Annotated in this window: 20 protein-coding genes and 1 tRNA gene; 15 read left to right on the top strand and 6 right to left on the bottom strand. The window is 33.0% G+C overall.

Features of this window, described 5'->3' with window-relative positions; translation table 11 throughout:
* Positions 1 to 68: 68 nt before the first annotated feature.
* Entirely contained in the window at positions 69 to 2708 is a 2640-nt protein-coding gene (gene alaS / locus HNP35_RS22170; RefSeq protein ID WP_184167770.1) for an alanine--tRNA ligase, read from the bottom strand.
* A 277-nt stretch (positions 2709 to 2985) separates the two neighbouring features.
* On the opposite strand from alaS, the gene HNP35_RS22165 reads away from it, so the two are divergent.
* From HNP35_RS22165 to HNP35_RS22125, 9 genes are all read left to right on the top strand, one after another.
* Entirely contained in the window at positions 2986 to 3963 is a 978-nt protein-coding gene (locus HNP35_RS22165) for a M23 family metallopeptidase (protein ID WP_184167773.1), read from the top strand.
* A gap of 50 nt (positions 3964 to 4013) precedes the next feature.
* Positions 4014 to 4346 carry a MerR family transcriptional regulator gene (locus HNP35_RS22160; RefSeq protein WP_125722513.1) on the top strand — a complete coding sequence of 111 codons (333 nt, stop codon included), beginning with the start codon at positions 4014 to 4016 and terminating at the stop codon, positions 4344 to 4346.
* Positions 4347 to 4380: 34 nt separating this feature from the next.
* On the top strand, positions 4381 to 4965 hold the full coding sequence (locus HNP35_RS22155) for a LemA family protein (RefSeq protein ID WP_184167775.1): 585 nt from the start codon (positions 4381 to 4383) through the stop codon (positions 4963 to 4965).
* A 54-nt stretch (positions 4966 to 5019) separates the two neighbouring features.
* Positions 5020 to 5457 (top strand): TPM domain-containing protein, encoded by a 438-nt coding sequence (locus tag HNP35_RS22150; protein ID WP_184167779.1) that lies wholly within the window; start codon positions 5020 to 5022, stop codon positions 5455 to 5457.
* A gap of 3 nt (positions 5458 to 5460) precedes the next feature.
* On the top strand, positions 5461 to 6294 hold the full coding sequence (locus HNP35_RS22145; protein WP_184167782.1) for a TPM domain-containing protein: 834 nt from the start codon (positions 5461 to 5463) through the stop codon (positions 6292 to 6294).
* Between the two features lie 35 nt (positions 6295 to 6329).
* On the top strand, positions 6330 to 7109 hold the full coding sequence (locus HNP35_RS22140; protein WP_184167785.1) for a tetratricopeptide repeat protein: 780 nt from the start codon (positions 6330 to 6332) through the stop codon (positions 7107 to 7109).
* Between the two features lie 10 nt (positions 7110 to 7119).
* Positions 7120 to 7533 (top strand): RrF2 family transcriptional regulator, encoded by a 414-nt coding sequence (locus tag HNP35_RS22135; RefSeq protein WP_026730483.1) that lies wholly within the window; start codon positions 7120 to 7122, stop codon positions 7531 to 7533.
* A 251-nt stretch (positions 7534 to 7784) separates the two neighbouring features.
* Positions 7785 to 10331: a TonB-dependent receptor gene (locus tag HNP35_RS22130; protein WP_184167788.1), complete on the top strand. Its 2547-nt coding sequence runs from the start codon at positions 7785 to 7787 to the stop codon at positions 10329 to 10331.
* A 149-nt stretch (positions 10332 to 10480) separates the two neighbouring features.
* Positions 10481 to 11221: a DUF2490 domain-containing protein gene (locus HNP35_RS22125; protein WP_221433488.1), complete on the top strand. Its 741-nt coding sequence runs from the start codon at positions 10481 to 10483 to the stop codon at positions 11219 to 11221.
* A 190-nt stretch (positions 11222 to 11411) separates the two neighbouring features.
* On the opposite strand, the gene HNP35_RS22120 is transcribed toward HNP35_RS22125, so the two are convergent.
* The 3 genes from HNP35_RS22120 to era all read right to left on the bottom strand — a co-directional run bounded on the left by HNP35_RS22120 (position 11412) and on the right by era (position 16807).
* The gene (locus HNP35_RS22120; RefSeq protein WP_184167789.1) at positions 11412 to 14162 is read right to left on the bottom strand and encodes an outer membrane beta-barrel protein; all 2751 of its coding nucleotides are present in this window, start codon (positions 14160 to 14162) and stop codon (positions 11412 to 11414) included.
* Between the two features lie 169 nt (positions 14163 to 14331).
* Positions 14332 to 15645 (bottom strand): ribosome biogenesis GTPase Der, encoded by a 1314-nt coding sequence (gene der, locus HNP35_RS22115; RefSeq protein ID WP_184167791.1) that lies wholly within the window; start codon positions 15643 to 15645, stop codon positions 14332 to 14334.
* A 280-nt stretch (positions 15646 to 15925) separates the two neighbouring features.
* The gene (era, locus tag HNP35_RS22110; protein WP_184167793.1) at positions 15926 to 16807 is read right to left on the bottom strand and encodes a GTPase Era; all 882 of its coding nucleotides are present in this window, start codon (positions 16805 to 16807) and stop codon (positions 15926 to 15928) included.
* A 117-nt stretch (positions 16808 to 16924) separates the two neighbouring features.
* Here era and HNP35_RS22105 point away from each other — a divergent pair.
* A tRNA-Met gene (locus HNP35_RS22105) sits at positions 16925 to 16997 on the top strand.
* On the opposite strand, the gene HNP35_RS22100 is transcribed toward HNP35_RS22105, so the two are convergent.
* Positions 16957 to 18528, bottom strand: a complete 1572-nt coding sequence (locus tag HNP35_RS22100) for a recombinase family protein (protein WP_184167811.1) — start codon at positions 18526 to 18528, stop codon at positions 16957 to 16959. The two genes, HNP35_RS22105 and HNP35_RS22100, sit on opposite strands and share 41 nt — an antisense overlap.
* Positions 18529 to 19052: 524 nt before the next feature.
* On the opposite strand from HNP35_RS22100, the gene HNP35_RS22095 reads away from it, so the two are divergent.
* The 5 genes from HNP35_RS22095 to HNP35_RS22075 all read left to right on the top strand — a co-directional run bounded on the left by HNP35_RS22095 (position 19053) and on the right by HNP35_RS22075 (position 22838).
* Complete coding sequence (locus HNP35_RS22095; protein WP_184167795.1) at positions 19053 to 19382, top strand: hypothetical protein; 330 nt, start codon at positions 19053 to 19055, stop codon at positions 19380 to 19382.
* 590 nt (positions 19383 to 19972) lie between these two features.
* Entirely contained in the window at positions 19973 to 20362 is a 390-nt protein-coding gene (locus tag HNP35_RS22090) for a secretion protein (RefSeq protein WP_184167797.1), read from the top strand.
* A gap of 204 nt (positions 20363 to 20566) precedes the next feature.
* Positions 20567 to 21013 (top strand): hypothetical protein, encoded by a 447-nt coding sequence (locus tag HNP35_RS22085; RefSeq protein WP_184167799.1) that lies wholly within the window; start codon positions 20567 to 20569, stop codon positions 21011 to 21013.
* A gap of 76 nt (positions 21014 to 21089) precedes the next feature.
* Complete coding sequence (locus HNP35_RS22080) at positions 21090 to 21266, top strand: histone H1 (RefSeq protein ID WP_184167801.1); 177 nt, start codon at positions 21090 to 21092, stop codon at positions 21264 to 21266.
* Positions 21267 to 21572: 306 nt separating this feature from the next.
* On the top strand, positions 21573 to 22838 hold the full coding sequence (locus tag HNP35_RS22075) for a MutS-related protein (protein WP_184167803.1): 1266 nt from the start codon (positions 21573 to 21575) through the stop codon (positions 22836 to 22838).
* A gap of 48 nt (positions 22839 to 22886) precedes the next feature.
* On the opposite strand, the gene HNP35_RS22070 is transcribed toward HNP35_RS22075, so the two are convergent.
* Complete coding sequence (locus tag HNP35_RS22070) at positions 22887 to 23762, bottom strand: TlpA family protein disulfide reductase (RefSeq protein ID WP_184167805.1); 876 nt, start codon at positions 23760 to 23762, stop codon at positions 22887 to 22889.
* Positions 23763 to 23898: the final 136 nt, after the last annotated feature.

Genomic DNA, 23898 nt, shown 5'->3' with positions numbered 1-23898 from the left:
AAAAACTATCGGGGTTATTTTTATAAAAACTTAGAACCTTAGTATCTTAGATTCTTAGCGCCTTAAAATTATTTAACGAATTCCACCGCTTTCGCTAAAGCCTCAGCAATTCCCTCAACATTTTTACCTCCAGCAGTAGCAAAGAAAGGCTGACCTCCTCCTCCACCTTGGATGTATTTCCCTAATTCGCGAACCACTTGTCCTGCGTTTAGGTTTTTCTCCGCTACGATTTCTTTAGAAATGTAACATGTCAACATTGGTTTTCCTTCGTGAGCTGTGGCGAAAACTACAAATAAGTTGTTATAAGAACCACCCAATTCGTAAGCCAAATCTTTTGCTCCTTCTGGATTTAAATCTACTTGTTTTGCTAAGAACTGAACTCCGTTGATTTCTTGTAATTCTTTAGCCAAATCAGCCTTCATATTTTTAGCTTTATCTTTCAACAAAGCCTCTAATTGCTTTTTCAACTGAGCATTTTCATCTTGTAACGCCAAGATTGATTTTACAGGATCTTGAGCATTTTTAAGCGCTTCTTTAATTTCGTTTAGAGAAACAGCCTGAGATTCAAAATATTCTTTTGCTGCTTCACTTGTAATCGCTTCAATCCTTCTAATTCCAGCTGCAACTGCTCCTTCCGAAACAATTTTAAAGTGCCAGATATCAGATGTATTAGCAACGTGTGTTCCTCCGCATAACTCAACAGAATCACCGAATTTAATTGTACGAACTAAATCTCCGTATTTCTCACCAAATAATGCAATTGCACCATCTTCAAGCGCCTGCTCTTTCGGAATTGCTCTTTTTTCTACTAAAGGTAAACTCTCACGGATTCTTGCATTAACAAAGTTCTCTACTTCTACTAATTCTTCATCCGTAACTTTAGAGAAATGAGAAAAGTCAAAACGCAACGAAGCATTTCTTACCATCGAACCTTTTTGCTCAATGTGAGTTCCTAAAATCTTACGTAAACCCTGGTGCAACAAGTGTGTAGCCGAGTGGTTTGACGAAGTTTTAGCTCTTTGTAAAGCATCTACAACAGCGTTAAAAGTTCCTGTAATATTTTCTGGTAACGATTTTGCTAAATGTATCGTTTGGTTATTTTCTTTCTTAGTATCAATGATGTAAACAATATCACCATTTTGAGCTTCAAGATATCCTTTGTCTCCAGTTTGCCCTCCGCTTTCTCCGTAAAAAGGAGTCGCGTTGAAAACCAACTGGAAAATCTCACCATCTTTAGCGCTTTCCACTCTTCTGTATTTCGTAATTTTCACCTGATGAGATAAACGATCATACCCAACAAATTCCTGAATATCATCTTCAACAAGTACATTCCAGTCACCAGCCGTTACTTTTGATGCAGCACGAGATCTTTCTTTTTGCAATTGCAATTGTTCTTTAAATCCTTCTTCGTCCAATTTTAATCCTTTTTCAGAAAGAATTAAAGCTGTTAAATCGATTGGGAATCCGTAAGTATCATATAATTCAAATGCTTTTTTACCATCAACAGTATCTCCCGTATTATTTAAAATTACAGCATCTAAAAGAATTAATCCTTGATCTAAAGTTTTCAAGAATGAATTTTCTTCTTCACGAATAACATTCGAACAAAGTGCTTTTTGCGTTCTGATTTCTGGGAAAGAATCTCCCATTTGCTCGCTTAAAGTTTCAACCAATTTATAGATAAATGGCTCTTTAGTATTTAAGAACGTAAATCCGTAACGAATTGCACGACGTAAAATTCTACGGATTACATATCCTGCACCCGTGTTAGAAGGCAACTGACCATCAGCAATAGCAAAAGCTACCGCACGAACGTGATCTGCCACTACACGAATAGCAATATTCATTTTATTTTGTTCTTCACTAATGCCTGTTACATCATTAGTTGTGTATTTTGCTCCAGCAATGGTTTCAATTTCTCTAATTAAAGGCATGAAAACATCAGTGTCATAGTTTGATGTTTTTCCTTGTAAAGCCATACACAAACGCTCAAATCCCATTCCGGTATCTACGTGCTGTGCTGGAAGTTTTTCTAATGAACCATCAGCTTTACGGTTGAATTCCATGAATACATTATTCCAGATTTCAACTACTTGCGGATGATCATTATTTACAAGGCTTTTTCCTGAAACCAAAGCTTTTTCTTCTTCAGAACGTAAATCAACGTGAATTTCAGAACAAGGTCCGCATGGTCCTTGATCTCCCATTTCCCAGAAATTATCTTTTTTATTTCCTAAAATGATTCGGTCTTCGTCGATTAAAGTTTTCCAGATATCCCAAGCTTCCTGATCAAATGGAACATTATCTTCTTTGCTTCCCTCAAAAACAGAAACATAAAGATTTTCTTTAGGGATTTTGTACACTTCTGTCAACAATTCCCAAGCCCAATTGATTGCTTCTTTTTTGAAATAATCTCCAAAAGACCAGTTTCCTAACATTTCAAACATTGTGTGGTGGTACGTATCAATACCAACCTCTTCAAGATCATTATGTTTTCCTGAAACACGAAGACATTTTTGCGTATCGGCTATTCTTGGACTTTTTGGAGTTCCGTTTCCTAAGAAAAATTCTTTAAACTGGGCCATTCCCGAGTTGTTGAACATTAAGGTTGGGTCGTCTTTAAGTACAATAGGAGCTGAAGGAACAATAGTATGCCCTTTACTCTCAAAAAAATCTAAAAATTGTTTACGTACGTCTTGTGATTTCATATTTAAATTAGAAAAATGTGTCTGTTTAATGTGTCAATTTGAAAATTAGACAATTAGATAATTCATTCATTTGATGATGCGTTAAGTTTTTTATAATGAATTCAAAAAACTTCTGTTATAAACAATAAATTGTCTATTTTGCGCATTATCTAATGATAAAATAGCCCCAATATCTAATCATTAATTCTTGTAAAAAAAGTATCGAACTGCTGAAACATTTTTTCGTTTTGTTCGACTAACTTATTTTACAGGGTGCAAAAATAGCGTATTTTAAAATATGGCGAAAGTAAAATATTATTACGACTCAGAAAATCTGGCTTATACGAAAATAAAAACCAGAAAAAGAATAAAAATTGGTTACGCATTACTGTTTTTAATGGCTTCGGCACTGTTTGGTTTTCTGGTTTTCGTTCTTTTAATAAACACACCGTATTTTGAAACCCCAAAAGATCGTTTACAAGCACGTGAAATTGAAAATTTAAAGCTTCAATATGCCATTTTAAATAAAAAATTGGACGAAATAGATGAAGCCGCAGATGCTTTAGAAGAACGTGACAATAACATTTATAGAGTTTATTTTAATAAAGCTGAAATTCCAGACTCTATTAGAAAAGCGGGTTTTAGAAATTCAGAAAAATATAAGGCATTAGAAGGTTACAACAATTCGCAATTGGTTTTGAATACCACAAAAAGAGTAGACAAACTAGCTAAACAATTGGCAATTCAGTCTAAATCTTTGGATGACATTTTGAAGTTGGCTGGAGCAAAAGAAAGTTTATTATTAGCAATTCCTGCCATTCAGCCAGTTCGAAACGAAAATTTAAAACGTGTTGCGTCAGGTTTTGGATATCGAATCGATCCTTTCACGAAAGTGAGAAAAATGCATAACGGAATGGATTTCACCGCTAATACAGGCGCTCCCATTTACGCAACGGGAGACGGCGTGGTAGAAAGAGCTGACAATACCGCTTCTGGCTACGGAAATCATATCGTGATCAGGCATGGTTTTGGATATGAAAGTTTGTATGCGCATTTGAGCAAATACAATTGTAAACCTGGGCAGCGCGTAAAACGTGGCGATGTAATTGGTTTTGTTGGAAGCACTGGAAGATCCGAAGGCCCGCATTGTCATTATGAAGTTCATAAAGATGGAAAAGTGGTCAATCCGTTGAATTTTTACTATGGAAATATTTCGGCTGTAGAATATGTAGCGATTTCGCAAATGGCTAATCAAGAAAATCAATCATTAGATTAATATTCCAAAAAAATAGTATTTTTGGTATAAATAAAGAAAAAAAACAAATCATGCATATTGAACTTTCTAAAGACAAAAGATATTATAGTATTGGCGAAGTTGCCAAAGCTTTTAATGTCAATGCCTCTTTGATACGATTTTGGGACAGTGAATTTGATATCTTGAAACCCAAAAAAAACGCAAAGGGAAACAGAATGTTCACACCAGAAGATATTACCAATCTGCAATTGATTTATCATCTGGTAAAAGAAAGAGGTTTTACACTTGATGGCGCTAAAATACACTTAAAAGAAGGTCAGAAGAAAACGTTAGATAAATTCGAAATAATACGTAAATTAGAGTCGATAAAAACGCAATTGAACGACATCAAAAACGAATTGTAATTAAAAATTGAAATAAACTTAAATCAAAACAAATATGAAAAAGTGGTTAATCCCTGTAGGAATTATTATAGCACTTATTGCTATTATCGCATTTTGGTCGATTGGTATTAAAAATACTGCTTTACAACACAGTCAAGCTGTAAACAAAGAATGGGGAAATGTTCAAACGGCTTACCAAAGACGTAATGATCTTATCGGGAACTTAGTAAACACTGTAAAAGGTGCTGCTGACTTTGAAAAAGGTACTTTAACAGCTGTAATCGAAGCACGCGCAAAAGCTACTTCTGTAACAATTGATCCTAGTAATGTAACTCCGGAACAATTGGCAGCATTTAATCAGGCACAAAGCGGTGTATCATCATCTTTATCAAGATTATTGGTTTCTGTTGAGCAATATCCGACTTTAAAAACTAATGAAAACTTTTTGAAATTACAGGATGAATTAGCTAGTACTGAAAATCAAATCCTAACGGCTAGAACTCGTTTCAACGAATCGGTACAAACATACAATGGATATGTTCTAAAGATTCCTAACAACTGGTTCTTAAGCGAGTATAAAGAGAAACCATACTTTGAAGCTTCTACAGGTGCAGATAAACCAGTTGAAGTAAAATTCTAATAAAGTTTTAGACCAAAATCTAAAATCTACAACCTTAACTCTAAAATCATTTCCATGTCAAAAGTAGAAGATTTTTTAACCAAAGAAGAAGAGCATGAAATTGTTGAAGCTATTCGTATGGCTGAAAATAATACTTCTGGCGAAATTAGAGTTCATATAGAAAAAACAACTTCTAAAGCTCATTATGATAGAGCTTTAGAAGTTTTTCATGAATTACGAATGGACGAGACGAAATTACAAAATGGGGTTCTACTCTATTTTGCCGTTGAAGACAAAAACTTCGTGATTTGTGGAGACAAAGGAATTAATGATTTAGTATCAGATGATTTTTGGGATTGCACCAAGGATGTGATGATGAATCATTTTAAATCCGGAAATTTTAAGCAGGGAATTGTTGACGGAATTTTAAATGCCGGACAGCAACTCAAAAAATACTTCCCATCTCTAGAGGATGATACAAACGAATTATCAAACGAAATCTCAAAAGGATAAATGATGAAAAATTCCAAAAATAAAATCTTAAATTCCAAAAGGATTTTTCAGTTTACCTTATTGTTTATCACATTTTTTACCTGCAATATCATTTTTGCACAATTTGATATTCCTAAAAAACCTGATTTTCAAACTTCTGTTTACGATTATGCGAATGTTTTAAGTGCTTCTGAAAAAACGCAATTAGAAGAAAAATTAATTCGCTATTCTGATTCAACTTCAACTCAAATTGTTGTTATTACTATAGAAAGCTTAAAAGGCGAAGATGTAAGTCAATTGGCTACAAAATGGGGTCAAACTTGGGGATTTGGTCAAAAAAATGAAGATAATGGTGTTATTATTTTATTAGCAAAAAATGAAAGAAAAATTGCCATTAATCCTGGATATGGTTTAGAAGACAGATTGACCGCTGGTATTGGCGGAACCATAATTCGTAATATTATAATCCCAGAATTTAAGGCCGGAAGTTATTATAAAGGACTAGACAAAGGAGCCGATGCACTGTTTGATGTTTTTACAGGAAAATACAAAGGTGAACGCAAACAAAACAAACAAAAAGATTTCCCTATACTTCCTTTCATAATAATTGTCGTAATTGTTTTAATACTTCTTTCTCGAAATAAAAGAGGCGGAGGTGGTAATTCTGGCAACAGCGGTGGAGGCCCAAGTTTATTAGATGTCATTATCTTAAGTAATCTCGGAAGAAGCGGCGGTGGCGGCGGATTTGGAGGTTTCGGCGGAGGATCATCTGGTGGTGGTTTTGGCGGAGGCGGTGGCTTCGGTGGAGGATTTGGCGGCGGCGGATTCTCTGGAGGAGGCTCTAGCGGAAGCTGGTAAAATTAATTTGTTTCACATTTTAGGCTTTAAATCTTATGAAAATTAGTTTTTATTTGTTTGTACTTTGTTCTTATTTCACTTCCTATTCTCAAGAATATTTTGATACTGATAAAGTTCAAAACGATAAGGTAATTGAAGATTTAAATGCTTCTATAGCTATCGATCCAAGTGCTGAAAATTATTATTACAGAGGATATTATCATTTCCTAAACGATAATTTGGTCGATGCCATTTCTGATTATGACAAAGCGGTTTCATTAAACCCAAATGATTTTAATATTTATTTTAGCAGAGGAAATTTATTTCTAAAGTTAAAAGATTATCAAAATGCTATTAATGATTTTTCGACCTGTATTTCATTAGATGCTAATTCGCAGAAAGCTTATTTTAATAGAGCTTTTGCCGAAAGAAAAATTTTTAATCGTACAGGCGCAATTGAAGATTACTCTAAAAGCATTGCGCTAAAACCAGATAATCTAGCAGCTTATCAAAATCGTGGGTTATTGAGAAAAGAATTAAATTTGCATAAAGAAGCTATTTCAGACTTTGATCAAGTAATTAGAATCGATCCAAAATCTGTTGATGCGTTTCAAAATAGAGCTGTTTGCAAAGCGATGATTCATGCCAAAGATGCTTTATCAGATTTTGACACAGCAGTAAATTTAGCACCAGAAAATGCTGAAACTTATTTTAATAGAGCACTTTATTTCATTAATTTCAAAATAAAAGGAAATTATTGTGCAGATTTAAAAAAAGCGTTTAATTTTGGGTATTTACCGGCACAAGAATTACTAATAGATTATTGTAAAATTTAACAAGGAATAAATGTTATCACATAAAGCAAAATACGCCCTTAAGGCCTTACTTTATTTAGCAGAACAAGACGAAAATCACATTTCTAGAACTATAGAAATTGCTGATGGCGCTAATATTCCTAAAAAGTTTTTAGAACAGATTTTATTGGATCTAAAACGTGGTCGTTTTGTGAGTAGTAAACAAGGAAAGTTTGGCGGTTATTATCTGATAAAATCCAAAAACGACATTACTTTGGCAGAAATTCACCGATTATTTGATGGTGCAATTGCTCTTTTGCCATGTGCTTCTTTAAATTTTTATGAGCCTTGTTCAGATTGCAAAACAGAGTCTGAGTGCAGTCTACGCCACGGTTTAATGCTTATTAGAGACAAAACTTTGAAGGCAATGGAAGGCATCACAATCGCTTCATTGGTGAAGAAATAAAAAAATATTTTTTAATTCCTAGTAAATCTATAGAATTAATTATATATATTTGCCAAAAAATAATCAACTAACCAATTACAAAAATTCTAACACATGAAAGTAAATTTTTATCCTTCGGGCGTAACAAATCTTTTTCAAAACAAAAAAACTAAGCTTTTCAGAACTGCTTCAGGCAATTCTTGTATGATGTGTATGTGCTGTTAAAAAAATTTATTTTTAAACTCTACTAATCATATATACTTAATATAAAAATGAAAACATCAATACAAAATATACTTACAATATTATTCTTTTTAACTTTTTCAATTTCATTTGCACAAAACATTGAAGGTGTAGTAACAACACCTGAGAATATCCCTTTAGAGGCTGTAAATGTTGTAATTAAAGGAACTACTAAAAGTGCTATAACAGACAACAGCGGAAAATTTACTATAGATTCAGAAGGAAGATTGCCTTTAACACTTTTAATTCAATATGTTGGATACAAAACTGTAGAACTTGATTTAACTTCAATTCCTGTAAATCCTATTCAAGTGGCACTTAAAGAAGAAAACGAACTTGTAGAAGTTGTAGTTTCTTCAAGACGCCGTATCGAAAAAGTTCAAGATGTGCCAATTGCAATTTCTGTTATTACAGGAAAACAAGCAGAGCAAACTGGAGCTTTCAATGTGAACCGTATTAAAGAATTAGTGCCTTCAGTTCAGCTTTATTCTTCTAACCCAAGAAATACAGGTATCAATATTCGTAGTTTAGGTTCTCCTTTCGGATTAACAAATGACGGAATTGATCCAGGTGTGGGATTTTATGTTGATGGTGTTTATTACGCACGTCCAGCTGCTACAACTCTAGATTTTATCGATGTAGAACAAATTGAGGTTTTACGTGGTCCCCAAGGTTCTTTATTTGGAAAAAACACTACTTCTGGTGCTTTTAACATTACAACTCGTAAACCAAGTTTTACTTCTGGTGCTGACTTTGAAGTGAGCTACGGAAATTACTCTTTCTTGCAAGCTAAAGCTTCTTTAACTGGAGCATTAGGAAATAAAGTAGCAGGAAGAATCTCTTTCTCTGGAACTTCAAGAGATGGTTTAGTTGATAATGTTGCAACTGGAAGAGCTACAAATACTTTAAATAATCAAGGAATTAGAGGTCAGTTACTTTGGACTCCAACCGTAAATACAAATGTTATTTTTGCAGCCGATATTACAACTCAACGCCCTGATGGATATGCACAAGTTGTTGCAGGTGTAGCGCCAACTCAAAGAGCCGCTTATCGTCAATTTGATGCTATCATTGCTGATCTAAATTATCAACTGCCAAGTTTAAATGCTTTTGACCGTAAAATTGATCATGATACTCCTTGGCGTTCTAATCAAGATATGGGAGGTTTCTCTTTAAATGTTGACACTAAAATTGGCGGAGGAACATTAACTTCTACAACTGCGTGGAGATTCTGGAACTGGGATCCATCAAATGATAGAGATTTTACAGGATTACAAGTTTTGGCTAAATCTCAAAACCCAACAAGACAAACTCAAATTACACAAGAAGTTCGTTACGCTGGACAATTAACATCGAAAATTAGCGGTGTTGCTGGTGTATTCTTTATCGATCAGACATCGCAAACTGACGGTACAGAAGAGTCTGGAAATGCACAGTGGAGATTTGCTCAAAGTTCAACAAGTGCTTTATGGAAAACTCCGGGATTATTTGAAGGTTACGGAATCAAAACAGATGCGAGAATTAGAGCTTCTAGTGCTGCAGTATTTGGACAAATTGACTGGGCAATTACAGACCGTCTTCATGTTTTACCAGGTTTAAGATATAATTTTGACAAAAAAGATGCTCATTATGCCCGTACAACTTATGGAGGTTTACAAACAACAGATCCTGCATTATTGGCTTTAAAAAAATCAGTTTACTCTGATCAAGCATTTGATTCAGCAATAGATAATACCGATTTTTCTGGAAATATTACAGTTACTTTTAAAGCAACTGACAAAATTAACGCTTATGGAACTTTTGCAAAAAGCTACAAACCAGTTGGTGTTAACGTAGCGGGACTTCCAACAAACTCTGCTGGACAACCTTTACTAGATCTTGCAGTTATAAAGCCTGAAAAAGTGTATCACTATGAAGTGGGAGTAAAAACTTCTCCTTTTAGAAACTCTATTTTCAACTTAGCTTTATTTCAAACAGACATTAACGATTTCCAAACAAACGTTCAAGCAGCAGAATTGGGTGTAAACCGTGGATATCTTGCAAATGCTGATAAAGTACGTGTACAAGGTGTTGAAATTGATGCAAGCTTTGTATTTAGCGAACACTTAACAATAAATGGAGCAGCAACTTATACAGATGGAAAATATGTTAAGTTTACAAATGCGCCTCTTCCGCTAGAAGAAACTGGTGCGCCGGTATCTTTTAAAGATGTTTCGGGAACTGCTTTGCCAGGAGCTTCAAGATGGGCAGGATCTTTAGGAGGAGAACTTTCTGATCGCGCCAAATTCTTCGGAAATGCAGGAAAAATTTTCTTGGCTGTTGATTCTTATGCTCGTTCTGAATTTTCATCAAGTCCATCAGCTTCAAAATATTTAGTAGTTCAGGGTTATGCTATTTTCAATGCTCGTTTAGGTTTCCGTGCTTCACAAGGTTTATCTGTTCACTTCTGGGGACGTAACCTTTTAAACAAAGATTACTATGAGCAATTATTGCCTGCAGGAGGAAATACAGGACAATATGCTGGAGTCTTAGGCGATCAAAGAACTTATGGTGTTACGCTTAAGTATTCATTATAAGCTTTAATAAGTTTTAGTTTAAAAAACGAGATGTATGTAAAAGTGTATCTCGTTTTTTCATTCAAATCACAAAAAAAATAAAAAAACAAATTTTTAAATTAATAGAAACAAGATCATTTGTATAAATTCGCAGCCTGAATTTATCGCAATTGAACAAACCGTTTAGATTACTTTTCATTTTAACTTTTGTCTGTCAGTGCATTACGGGACAAAATCAAAAAAATATCGACCAGCAAACCTTAACCTGGATTCGATACTACAATATTTTTCCATTATCTGAAAAATGGGCGATTCATTCCGAATTTGACAATCGAAGTTTTGTTAATCCAATTCACGAAAATCTTTTTGTGATAAGATCTCAAGCTCGCTATCGCGCCAACAAAATAATGGATTTCGGAGCTGGATTTGCCTATTTTAATGTCAACACACAAAGCGAAAAAATAGATCCAGATTTTTCTGTTCCCGAATATCGAGCACAGCAAGATCTTACATTTATTAATGATATTGCTAAGATTACTTTCCATAATCGTTTTCAAGTAGAAGAACGTTTTATACAGAAAGCAGATAAAACAGGACTTCTAAATGAATTTTCTTTTGCCTTTCGATTTAGATATCGTTTACAAGCTATGTTTACGATTTGGGAAAAAGAAAAACGTAGCATAAAAGGAACTATTTCTGACGAAATTTTATTCAATCAAGGAAAAGATAACCGCAATAACACTTTCGATCAAAATAGAATTTATTTCGCTTTGCGTTATCATTTTAATCCAAATATTGGTTTAGAATTGGGATATCTAAAGAACTTTCAAAGACGCGCCAGCGGTGTAGATTTCTACGATCGTGATATTATTAGATTTACTATTTATCATAGAATTAATAGAAAATTTTAGATTTTAGATTTTAGATTTTAGATTTTAGATTTTAGATTTTAGATTTTAGATTTTAGATTTTAGATTTTAGATTTTAGATTTTCTAATAAAAAAACGCCAAATCAAATTTGATTTGCCGTTTTTTTATTAGTCTTGGCTTTTAAAAACCTTAGCTCCTTAGCTTCTCAGAACCTTAGCCCCTTTCAAAAAATCATGACCCTCTTTGTCTTTTTCCTCCTTTTTTACCCTCAGAAAAGTTTCCAATTTTATACGCTAGAGAAAACATCACGTAGCGTTTTAAAACTGTATTTTCTTCATCGCGAATCGAAGTTGACGAAATAGTTCTTGTTGCGCTTTGATTTTGATTTAAAACATCATACACCTTCACTTTTGCGTATAATTTTTTATCCATAAAACCATAAGACAAACTAGTATTCCAAAGGAAGAAATCCTTTTTAAAATCGTCTGAAATATTTGAATTATACGTGTATCCAAAATCATTTCCAAAAATCAAATTTGCTGGCCAATACGATGTTGTTTGTAAATTAATTCTATGAATTACATTTGAAGTTGCATCTCTAGAATAATTCTCATATCGTGTTTCATTGTATGACAAGCTGTAAGATGGTGCAATCGAAAGTACTTCACCATAATCATAAGAAGCATAAATACTTGGCGTTACTACAACAGATTTTGCATAATATAAAATAGCATTTGTAAATCCTTTATCAAAATTGTAATTACCGCTCAAACGCAAACCATATCTTAATGTATGAGCGTCTTTTTTAATTTGCTGATTCCAGTTTCCTCCAATAGAAGCCGAGTAAGTTCCAGAAATATTTACATATGTTGTATTTCGTTTTCCGCTATCATCGTAAATTGAAGTCGAAACAACATCATTATTATAATAATCTCCTCGTAAATAAACACTGTAGCCAGAACGCGATCTAAAATCAAAATTCTTGAAATCGATACCTGCGCTATTTTTTTCAATCGGATTTAAATCTGGATTTCCAATTACACTATTTAATGGATTGTTTAAATTGGCAACCGGCATTAACTGTGTTGCAGAAGGAAGCGCGTTTGAATAATCATACTTAACAGTCAGATTCTTTGAACGATTGAATTTGTATCTAAGTTGCGCATTTCCATACGGAAGCATGTATCTTTTGTTTAAATCAGTTGCTTGATTCAAATAAAAAGAATGATTATCGAATTCTACAATTGAAGTTCTTGAATTTAAATTTAATGTGAATTTATTTTTCTGCAACGTGATTCCAACCTTTGGCGTAATCGAGTTTTGCTTTGATGAAGTATAATTTGTCAAAGATGTATTCAAATTAGAATACTGATCGGTTGTTTCATCATAATCAAAAGTTTTTTGATCGTTTACCGAGTTTTGCCAATTTAAATCAGTTCCGAAACGAACACGAAGTGAATCTGTAATTGGTTCCGTATACTCAAAATCAAAAGCATAAGAATCACTTTTAGAATTATTTTTTGCGTTCTGATTTCTTTCATCATTCGGTTTTCCGTCTTGATGAAAGATGGTTTCAGAAATATTAATTCCGTTCGAGTCATTTTTAGAGTTATTGTTATTAAAAACAATGCTCAGATTTCGTGACTTCTTTTCGAATACTTTATTGAAATTAATACTGTTCGCAAAATTAGTATTAGATCCTGTAGTATGAGATGTTGATGTACTTTCGTTTAATGCTTCGCCATTTTCATCTACAGAAGAAGTAAATGAAGAATTATTATTAGTTGAATTAGACTGATTTAAATTTGGAGCCACAACAAGACGCATTGTCGGATCGATTTTGTACTCCAATTGAAAATTGGCGTTATTTCCCGTATTTTCATTTTTAGTTTTAGAATCAGCCTCTGTTATAATATTTCCTGTCGGCAAAAAACTAACTTGGTTCGATTTGCTATCATTTTTAGTTACCGCATTCGTAAAATTGTAACTGCTCATAAACTCCAAATCGTTAGTCCAATCATCAGAATAATTAATTCCAGCCAAAGTAGATTGCGTAATTCCTTTTCCGCCATTTCCTGCGCCTTGGCCTCCTTTTGCATTTCTTCCGCCTCCCATATTATCAAAAACCTCATCCATAGAAAATCCAGTTGAGTTGATGTTATTTGAAGAGGCTAAAACACTGATTTTTTGTTTGTTTTTGAAAAAGTTCATCATTAAACTGCTTTCGTAATGTTCGTCTGAGCCATATCCTCCGAGTACTTTTCCAAAATATCCTTTATTTTTCTTTTCGTCAATTGTAATATTGATGCTCGAATAATCTGAAGTCGATTCTTGTTTTGCCAGTTCTTCTTTTTTGGTTTTAAAATCAGAAACCTGAACCTTCTTTATAATATCAGCCGGAAGATTTTTAATTGCAATGGCTCCATCTTTATCAAAAAATGCTTTTCCGTTAACCAAAACTTGATTGACTTCTCGCCCATTAACTGTAATTTTTCCTGAATTATCAACATCAAATCCAGGTAATTGCTTCAATAAAGTTTCCACATTCGCGTCCGGACGAACTTTATAGGAAGGAGCATTAAATTCTAAAGTGTCTTTTTTAATCGTAATTGGCGGCGCTTCAGACTTTACTACAACTTCATTTAGAACATTTGCATTTTCAATCATATACAATTTTCCAAAGTCTTTACTTTCTGTAAGTCCCTTTTGTTCTTCAAAGTAAGTTTGGTAACCTGTGTAGCTGACTTTTAAAAAGACTGGTTTTTCAAACTTTTTAGTATTAATAATAAAATTTCCGTTTTTATCTGTTGTAGCATATTCTATCATCGTAGAATCTTTAACGGTTGTAAAATAAACGGTAGCAAGTTCGAGCGGAAGCTGTGTGTTGATATCAACAACAGTTCCTTTAACAACGATATTATTTTGGGCATTTGCCGAGTAAGCAAAAGCTAAAAACAATAAAAATGAATAAATTTTGGTCATAAAATTAGGTTAGTTAGATCAGTAAGACTTAAATAATTGTAAAAGGTTTAATTGTATTTTTTACATTTATTCAAATATAGTGCCAATAAAAAATTGATCTCGTAATTATATAGTAACGAAAAACAAAAAAGTCCCCTATTTACGGGGACTTTTTTCTCTAATTTTTATTTTATTTTTCTCTAATATAAATATCGATTGGAACTCCTGCAAAATCCCATTTCTCTCTAATTTTATTTTCTAAATACCTTTTATAAGGTTCTTTAACGTATTGTGGCAAATTAGCAAAAAATACAAACTGAGGCGTTTGAGTTGGCAATTGCATACAATATTTAATTTTCACATACTTTCCTTTCATTGCTGGCGGTGGGTAAGCTTCAATTACTTTCAACATATATTCGTTGAATTTTGAAGTTGAGATTCTTTGTTTTCTGTTTTCGAAAACTTGAACTGTAGCTTCAAGTGCTTTTAATAAACGTTGTTTTGTCAAAGCCGAAACGAATAAAATTGGCACATCTGTAAAAGGCATCAATTCTTTTTTGATTTTCTCTTCGTAATCACGAGTCGACATGGTATCTTTTTCTACCAAATCCCATTTGTTTACCAAGATTACAACGCCTTTACGGTTTTTCTCTGCTAACCAGAAAATACTCTGATCTTGCCCTTCAAATCCGCGAGTTGCGTCGATAACCAAGATACAAATATCTGCGTGTTCAATAGCACGTACAGAACGCATTACAGAGTAAAACTCTAAATCTTCTTTTACTTTTGCTTTACGACGAATTCCGGCAGTATCTACCAGATTAAATTCGAAACCAAAACGGTCAAATTTAGTATCAATTGCATCACGTGTTGTTCCTGCAATATCAGTAACTATATAACGATCTTTACCAATTAAAGCATTGATAAAGCTAGATTTTCCAGCATTCGGACGACCTACAACAGCAAAACGAGGTAATTCTTCAGCTGCCTGTACTGGTTCTGGTTTTTCAGGAAACGCTTCAATTAAAGCATCTAATAAATCTCCAGTTCCACTTCCTGAGATACTTGCAAAAGTGTAATAATCTCCTAAACCAAGATTATAAAACTCCACTGCATCTTTCTCACGCATAGCATTATCAACCTTATTTACAGCCAATAAAACTGGTTTTGTTACTTTACGAAGTAATTTTGCAACGGTTTCATCCATTGGCGTAATTCCTTCTTCAACATCAACCACAAAAATAATAACATCGGCTTCGTCGATAGCAAGTTCTACTTGTTTACGGATTTCACCTTCAAATACGTCATCGCTTCCGCGCACGTATCCACCTGTATCAATGACAGAAAACTCTTTTCCGTTCCACTCGCTTTTACCATAGTTTCTATCGCGGGTAACCCCAGATACTGAATCTACAATAGCTTCTCTTCTTTGTATCAGCCTATTGAAAAGGGTTGATTTCCCCACATTAGGTCTTCCTACTATCGCAACAATGTTATTACTCATTTTTTTGAATTTTAGATTTTAGACTTTAGATTTCAGATCCTTAGCTTCCTAAAAATCCAATCACTTATTATCCAAAATGCCTTGTTTAAATTTTTTGCAAAGGTAGTCTTTTTTTTAGTTTGCAGTCACAGTTTTAAGTATTCAGTAAAAAACTGGTAAAAATGAGACTATAAACTAAAGACTTATTACATTTTCAGCCATTATTTCTTAATGCCTTCTTAGTTCTCTGTCGCAGTCACAGTTTTCAGACTGAGACTGAAAACTGCGACTGAAAACTCTTTTACTGATTATATCCGAATCGCTTCAACATATTTGCATTGCTTCTCCAGTTTTTGTTCACTTTTACGTAAAGTTCAATGTGAATTTGTTTTCCGAAGAATTTCTCTAAATCAGCGCGAGCATCGGTTCCTACTTTTTTAAGTGCGGCACCTTTATGTCCAATGATAATTCCTTTTTGCGTGTCGCGTTCTACCATAATTACAGAACGAATTCTGATAATTTGATCTGTCTCAATAAACTCCTCTGTTACGATTTCTACAGCGTATGGAATTTCTTTAGCGTAATTCAACAAGATTTTCTCACGGATTGTTTCATTCACGAAGAAACGCTCTGGCTTATCTGTTAATTGATCTTTTGGATAATAGGCCGGAGATTCTGGCAATAATTCGATAATTCTTCCGAATACTTCTGGAACATTGAAATTCTGCAAAGCCGAAATTGGGAAAATTTCTGCATTTGGCACTTTTTCTTTCCAGAAAGAAACTTGAGTTTCTAATTGTTCTTGATTCGAGTTATCTATTTTGTTTAGAAGTAATAAAACAGGGATTTTAGCATGAATAATTTTCTTGAAGAAATCTTCATCTTTTAAATTCTGTTCTCCTATTTCGACCATATAAACTAAAATATCAGCATCTTCAAAAGCCGATTTTACAAAGTTCATCATCGATTCCTGCATTTCGTACGCTGGTTTGATAATTCCAGGAGTATCAGACAAAACCAATTGAAAGTCTTCTCCGTTTACGATTCCTAAAATTCTATGACGTGTAGTTTGTGCTTTTGATGTAATAATAGATAATCGCTCTCCTACGAAAGCGTTCATCAATGTTGATTTTCCAACATTTGGATTTCCGATAATGTTTACGAAACCTGCTTTATGTGACATTTTTTGTTTTATTTATTCTGCAAAGGTAGTCATATCAAGTTAATACAGAAAATAAAACATTTTTTAAAGTTTTCGTTGGAAATCTAAAAAATCGACGTATCTTTGCACCCGAAACATCGCGGGATAGAGCAGTAGGCAGCTCGTCGGGCTCATAACCCGAAGGTCACAGGTTCGAGTCCTGTTCCCGCTACTAGACCGGACAAGTAAGAAAACGACTTACTTGTTCGGTTTTTTTTATCCAGTAAACTGTTGTTAATCAGTAAAATGCTCTCAGCAATAGTGTTGATTCTTGGGGTTCGATATGTGGTTCCGTCAAAAACCAATTTTTCGGGGTATATCGAACTTATTACTCTTCTCTTTATCTCGATATCACCCTGTTTATATAGGTTTGAGAGCTTTGAAAGACAAGTTAAAGCGTCATCAAGACTTCTCTTTATATTACGATTTTTTTGTTCAGCCATATAAGTTGATAATTCATCTTCTAAACCCTCAATATTCTTTTTACATTCTTCCTTTATTTCTTTATAGTCCTCTGCATCAATTTTTTCAGCTAAAAGCAACTCCCTTGCCTTTGTCAGTTTAATTGTGAAGCGATCAATTTCTGCAACAATTTTGCTTCTCCTATTTTCAAATACTGAACCAAAGTTTTTATAATTAAGCATCATAACGTCATGTAATATCTCTTGAATGACGGTAGGAAATTCATATTTTTCTAAATCTTTCTCAAATATTGCGTTTGCTTTAACAGCACTTTTTCTAAATCCACACTTAGGGATACAATGATAATAGTAGTAGTATCCTCCTTTTGATCCTTTTGAAGCACTTCCCGTCAAATTTCTACCGCAGTCAGGACATTCAAGAAATCCTCTCAATGGTAAGTTATCATCTGATAATATTTTTGCCTTAGGGCGAGCATGCCTTACATTTCCATCTATTATACTTTGTACTTTATAGAACATTGCTTCTGAAATCAATGGTTCGTGCAGACCAGGTACAAAATGAGCTTCCTCATCTTTGAATTTTCTGATGAAAACCTTTCCACAATAAACAGCATTACGGAGCGATACGTGAAAAGCGCTCTTGCTTATTTTTCGTCCCCCTCTTTTATTGACAGCAAGACGGACTTGATCCGCAGAACGAATCCCTTTAGCAATTTCCTCAAATGCCCATTGTATATTGCCCGCTTCAGGTTCTTTAACGGCAATGTACTTTTTACCATTTTCTTTTGTGCGGTTTATATAGCCATATGGCGCCAGTCCCAAAACCCTTCCTTCTTTTCTTGCACGCCGCATACCGTAAAACGTATTCAAGGCTCGCCTGTCATTTTCAACTTCCGGGGCAGCAAGATAAATTGCAAGCATCATTTTATTCTCTGGGATGGTTAGATCAAGCGGCTGTTCTACCGCCTGTGGTTCAACCCCCAAACCATTAAGGATATTTATCATCTGATAAGCATCTCCCGCATTTCTACTGAAACGATCCCACTTAGTAAATAGAATATAGTCAGCTCTTGCCTTACTTTTTTTTAATCCAGCAAGAAGTCGCTGCCACTCCGGACGTTTAAAAGATTTTGCAGAATGGTCCTCAAAAATAACTTTGTCAACCTGCATATTTTGTGTGCTGCAGTATCTTCGCAGGCGCTCATCCTGATCACGCTGTGAATATCCTTTGTCCGCCTGTTCATCAGTTGACACGCGGATGTATAAAATTGCGCTTTTCATAGCATCAAAATTTTGTTAAAGTACTGTAAACATAGGATTTTAAGAAGATAAAGGTAAAACATTTAAGGAAGTTTAAAGTGTTTTTTTATGACAAAATACGTTAAATAGTGTAAGAATTCCATTATTAACACTACGTCTTCATGTGTTACGTCTATTCCTGCATCTTTCAATCTCTGAAAAGCATCTTCTACCGTAATCTTTTCTAATTCAAATTCATTCATCACTCTGCATATTAATAGTTCGACATAGATCAATTGTCGAATTTATTGCAGTATCACTTCAAAACTATCCGCATGGCTCTCCTAAGACTTTTTTGGCATTAAGTGGCTTTCTCTCCCCTTCCAAAATAGAATTGGTTTATTAGTTTTTTTTGGATATCATTTTAATTTTAATCGAATATTAAGATTATAGATGTATGCATTATACAGCACGGATGAAAAATATTATTATCTTAGACTAACGACGTATTATTCTTATTTTAAACAGGAAAAAGATTATATAATTATTAATAAGCCACATCAATTATGAAAGCAACCGATTTTTTTATTCAAAAATCAGAATCCTTTTTAGAAGAGCTTTCCGCAGTTGAATTGGTTCCCATTCAAAGTAGGGATTTTAAGGATGATTTCTATATGGAATCTCTTGAAAAATGGCACGAGGATTTTTTTACACTTATGTCTGAACTAGAAAACATCAGATCTCAAATGGAATTGATGTTTCTAGAATTTGATCAGGGTAATTATTTTTTAGGAAAGCTTAATGATTTTATTCCCGAAACCGAGGATGTCAATAAATATTATCTGCACTATCTTGTAAAGATTAATTTGATTTTTATTGCATTTTTATATGAATGAAGATCGGAATTACAGATAGCTGGTTAAGCCTGACTTTATTTATTGGAATAGAATCCAAATGAGTTTTTAGGATTAAGGAATCAAAAAAAATCCCTGCAGTCTCTTGCAGGGATTTTAAAAACAGAATTAAATGTTAAGTTAAAATTTAATTAAAATATATACAAGTTAAGATGATAATTTTAATGCAGTCCTGCATGAGAGTGACAGGACTGCGTATTATATAAATACCAACCACGGTATTTATATATTTTATCATTCATAAATTAAATTTTATTGATGAATTGATAACTGCAATTTAAATAATTTTATTTGATTGGCAAAATAGAGTTATACAGATTTTTTAGTAATGATCTTGTTGATTTTCTAACGAAATAAAATGTAAGCGATGCTTTTTTACCATATTAATAATCAGTGAAATAAGTGGTTTTTGTGATAAAAATGCGTAAAAACATATATAAATATTAAATTTTGCATTTGTGTTTTGGAGGAAATGTTGAACTATTTGCAATTCAGCTAATTGTGTTAAAAAAAGCAATAATTTATTTATAATTTTGCACTCCAAATTTAACTAGAGAATAAAATATTGCCCAATGACAAAAAAAATAAATACAACTAAAAAAACTTTACTTACCGTTTTTCTAATGCTGGTATCTTTTACATATGCCTCTAACAGAAAAGCTGACCGCACCTTAAAAATTGAAACTGGAAATGGAAAAACAGTCAGCATTATTCTAAGTTCTGCCGAAGAAGCGTCTTTATTCATTTACGATCACCAGCACCATCTAATTTATGAATCAACAATAAATAAATTAGAGGTTTCAAAAACAATAAGTTTAGAGGGCTATGCAGCCGGAACTTACTTTTTAGAAGTGAAGGAAAATGGCAGCATTGCCAAACATGAAATTAAAGTTCCTGCTAAAAAAATAAAAACTCTTAGGATAGACGAATCTGTAAACGAGAGTCCGTCTTTCCGTCGTTAATTTTTTGCCCCCACAATTAAGAACAGCTCAAAACCGGGTTGACTAATAGCAGCTCTGCAATGAGCTGCTTTTTTTATCTTTTTCTTTTTTATTTTTATAAGGCATGGCAGATTATTTTTTTCCCATTATTTGTCGGATCAAAATTTAGCTATTCGTAATCCTAATATAATTTATAACTAATAAAAACTCACTTCAGTATATCATATGAAAAAAAGATTCCCTAAAAGTATCTGGCAACTATCTTTTCTTTTTCTTTTTACAACCCTTGTTATTTTAATACAGGGAGGATGGGCTTTATGGGATTACCGGTCAAAGGGGACTTATGCATGGCTAGATTATGATATATTTATTGATTTGTTTCTTTTTGCAATACCGTCTATGGCTTTTATATGTCTAATGAATATTGTATTCTTTGCAATAACTTCTAATAGGATTTTGAGCACCGCAACAACAGCATTTGTTCTTATGTCCTCCTGCTTAATAATAGACATGGAAATATTTATAGATAGGGAAACAGCATGGGATACTTACGAAAATGTTTGGAATGAAGGGTTTCGCCTAGCAGCTCAACCGATACTAATTATCGGTCTGGCCTCTATTTATCCCTTTTATCAGTTATCACGCAAGATTTCTTTTTGTGCTGAATGTTAATGTATGTTTTTTATATTTTGTGGAGATGTAATATCAAAATTTATACTTTTGCGGCTTAATTAATTAAACACTTTTTATGAAAAATTTGCTGGAAAAAATTAATGCAGAATTTGAAACATTCAAAAGCGAATCTGAATCATTAATTGAGAAAGGTATTAAAGCTGCCGGGCCAAGAGCACGCAAATCTACTTTAGAACTTGAAAAATTATTAAAAGAGTTCAGAAAAGTTTCTATCGAGGAATCGAAAAAATAATTTGCTTTATTTTTTGGTTGGAGGCCCTCTTAAATTTTAAGAGGGTTTTCTTTTGCATACCTGTTATTTGGTGTATTGGAAATATCTGCCGTTTCTGATTTTAGAAATATTATATTTCTAAAATGTCGCTCAGTATCTTTTCTAGTTCGGGGATGTTGGTACCATCATAACAATATTGCTCGTATTAGGAAAAAACAATATTGCTTTATAAAAATATTTTACATAAATTACAATTTAATTGACATAGCTATAATGTTACCAAGTGATTTCAAATATTTAGTGCAGTAAAATTGTAAAAGGGTAAGTATGAGTAATATTGAGGATTTAAATATAAAAAAAGAAGTATTACCTATTTTTGATTATTCTTTAAATTCATTTACCAGAAATAAAATCCTTAGTATATTAGAAACATCTCTAAAAAGTGAAAGTCAAATTATTGAGCGACAGTATATTTTAAAAGGCTTCATTTCCAATATAGAAATACTAAAAAAATATTCCTATACTGTTCTATATTTAAATGAAGTTCATTTCTTTCTAAATAATTTTAAATCAGAACAAGTTGAAAGCAAACGCCATTTCTTTTTTGGTCCTAGTACTGATGAAATACTTTTGAATAATAAAATCAATCAATTAATATTATTTTTTCACAGGCTTGAATCTATTTGCTTTTTAAGACTTAACTTAAGAGATTTCCCTGAGACATATAGATCCGATTTAAAGAGAATTATAACTTTCCTTTCTTGTTTTCAATTAAAAAAATATGAAAAAATAATTAGAGAGAAGCAGTTAAGAAATAAGGATAGTAAAGATTTAATTGCTATAATTTTAAAACTAAAGTCAGATAATATGATCCAGCCTTTTTGGGAGGATCTTTTTTTGTTTGAAAGTTATTTGTCTATTAGCAGAGCTATCGTCGATAAAAATTTTGTTTTTCCTACTTTTGAAAAAAAAGCTTTAACTCTTGTTGATTTTTACCACCCATTAGTTGAAAATCCGGTCAAAAATAGCTTTGCTGCCTCTACCAACGTTATTATATTGAATGGGCCAAACATGTCGGGTAAATCAACTTTCTTGAAGTCGGTTAGTCTATGTGTGTATTTGGGAAATCTTGGTTTTGGAATTCCAGCATCAAAGGGGGAAATTCCATTTTGCACTAATTTTTCGATAGGAATTAATAAGCGTGATAATATTTTAAATGGTTACAGTCATTTTATGACAGAAATTATGAACCTAAAAAATGTTGTTTTGAAAGCGTCCGAAGGAAAAAGATGTTTTGCAGTTTTTGATGAACTTTTTAGCGGAACAAATATTGAAGATGCCTTCGAAATATGTTTAACTACCATAAATGGGCTTACTTTGTACCCTAATTCATATTTTTTTATATCTACTCATATTCAGGGACTAAAGGATCTTACCAGTACTGCTGTTTCAACCTACTATTTGGATTGTGAATTAATTGATAATGCACCTGCCTTTACCTATAAACTGAAAGAAGGTTGGTCAGATATTAAGGTTGGAAGAATTTTATTTGAAAAAGTCGGTTTAAATAAATTATTAAAATCTAAAATTTAGTCAATGGTGCAATTTGATTTGAAATGACTGGAAATTCTTTTTTTATATCTAGTTTTTCATAAGCAACAGCTTGTCTATTTCTTTTTCTGCATTACCCACTATTAAATTATCCTGAATTTGTAAAAATCCGGAATACTCTATTTTGTTGTTTTTGATTATCACATAATGAGGGAAAGCATTAAAGTTCAATTTATTGAGTGTTTCATTTTTGGAAACTGCAAAAATGGTTGGAAATTTATAACCTAAATTTATAACCATAGATTTTGTTTTTTGAAAATCATCGTAAGGATATGGTACATGTACTGAATATATTTGAACATTTTTATTCCCATGATATTTAAGAAAGAGTTTTTCTAAATCTGGAAATTTTTTATAACATATACCACATTTCGTTGACCAGAAATCTAAAAGCACAATTTTGTCACGATCTACCTTAAATGATCTTTTATTGATATCTGTAAATTTTATTTCCGGAAACTCACTGCCTGTTTTTGGATTTAAATTATTGATGTAGGTCAATACATTTGGGAATAAATAAAAAGAAAAAATCACTGGTAACACAAATATAATTAAATGTGCTATTTTTTTTCTCGGATATAAAAACCAGGTAAGCATAAAAAAAAAGGGAACTGTAAGAAGATAAATCCAGGTAAATTTTAGCGCATCATTAAAGAAAAATAAAGGCATTATAAGTAGAACCAGTAGAGGGAAAATGACGTATAGAAAACCGACACCTATTTTTTTGCATTTTGTAATATAAATGAAGCAGTACGTTGCTAAAATTGTGGAAAGCTGTATTGTTAAGCTCATCCAGATGTGGTTTCCACCAAAGATAATTCCTGATACAAAGTAAGTAAATATCAGTAGACTTGACCACATTAAATATTGGACTGCTATATTTGTTTTATTCCAAGATTTTGCCATGATGATTTAAGTATTGCCTTTTGAAGGTTTAAGGTTATTGGTTGGAAAAAGCGGTCAAATTGACCACGCTTTTTCAGCATAAAGTGACCACCGATTTCGGGTCAAACTGACCACTCCTTTTCAATTTAAACTGACC

Source organism: Flavobacterium notoginsengisoli, from assembly GCF_014207905.1.
GTDB classification, from domain to species: Bacteria; Bacteroidota; Bacteroidia; order Flavobacteriales; family Flavobacteriaceae; genus Flavobacterium; species Flavobacterium notoginsengisoli_A.
Note: the sequence above shows the minus strand (reverse complement) of the source record. Positions and strands in the feature narration are given on the sequence as shown.

Bases quoted from the DNA above. Each gene is read 5' to 3' on its own strand.
- alaS (WP_184167770.1), bottom strand. From the start codon at position 2,708: ATGAAATCACAAGACGTACGTAAACAATTTTTAGATTTTTTTGAGAGT.
- HNP35_RS22165 (WP_184167773.1), top strand. From the start codon at position 2,986: ATGGCGAAAGTAAAATATTATTACGACTCAGAAAATCTGGCTTATACG.
- HNP35_RS22160 (WP_125722513.1), top strand. From the start codon at position 4,014: ATGCATATTGAACTTTCTAAAGACAAAAGATATTATAGTATTGGCGAA.
- HNP35_RS22155 (WP_184167775.1), top strand. From the start codon at position 4,381: ATGAAAAAGTGGTTAATCCCTGTAGGAATTATTATAGCACTTATTGCT.
- HNP35_RS22150 (WP_184167779.1), top strand. From the start codon at position 5,020: ATGTCAAAAGTAGAAGATTTTTTAACCAAAGAAGAAGAGCATGAAATT.
- HNP35_RS22145 (WP_184167782.1), top strand. From the start codon at position 5,461: ATGAAAAATTCCAAAAATAAAATCTTAAATTCCAAAAGGATTTTTCAG.
- HNP35_RS22140 (WP_184167785.1), top strand. From the start codon at position 6,330: ATGAAAATTAGTTTTTATTTGTTTGTACTTTGTTCTTATTTCACTTCC.
- HNP35_RS22135 (WP_026730483.1), top strand. From the start codon at position 7,120: ATGTTATCACATAAAGCAAAATACGCCCTTAAGGCCTTACTTTATTTA.
- HNP35_RS22130 (WP_184167788.1), top strand. From the start codon at position 7,785: ATGAAAACATCAATACAAAATATACTTACAATATTATTCTTTTTAACT.
- HNP35_RS22120 (WP_184167789.1), bottom strand. From the start codon at position 14,162: ATGACCAAAATTTATTCATTTTTATTGTTTTTAGCTTTTGCTTACTCG.
- der (WP_184167791.1), bottom strand. From the start codon at position 15,645: ATGAGTAATAACATTGTTGCGATAGTAGGAAGACCTAATGTGGGGAAA.
- era (WP_184167793.1), bottom strand. From the start codon at position 16,807: ATGTCACATAAAGCAGGTTTCGTAAACATTATCGGAAATCCAAATGTT.
- HNP35_RS22100 (WP_184167811.1), bottom strand. From the start codon at position 18,528: ATGAAAAGCGCAATTTTATACATCCGCGTGTCAACTGATGAACAGGCG.
- HNP35_RS22095 (WP_184167795.1), top strand. From the start codon at position 19,053: ATGAAAGCAACCGATTTTTTTATTCAAAAATCAGAATCCTTTTTAGAA.
- HNP35_RS22090 (WP_184167797.1), top strand. From the start codon at position 19,973: ATGACAAAAAAAATAAATACAACTAAAAAAACTTTACTTACCGTTTTT.
- HNP35_RS22085 (WP_184167799.1), top strand. From the start codon at position 20,567: ATGAAAAAAAGATTCCCTAAAAGTATCTGGCAACTATCTTTTCTTTTT.
- HNP35_RS22080 (WP_184167801.1), top strand. From the start codon at position 21,090: ATGAAAAATTTGCTGGAAAAAATTAATGCAGAATTTGAAACATTCAAA.
- HNP35_RS22075 (WP_184167803.1), top strand. From the start codon at position 21,573: ATGAGTAATATTGAGGATTTAAATATAAAAAAAGAAGTATTACCTATT.
- HNP35_RS22070 (WP_184167805.1), bottom strand. From the start codon at position 23,762: ATGGCAAAATCTTGGAATAAAACAAATATAGCAGTCCAATATTTAATG.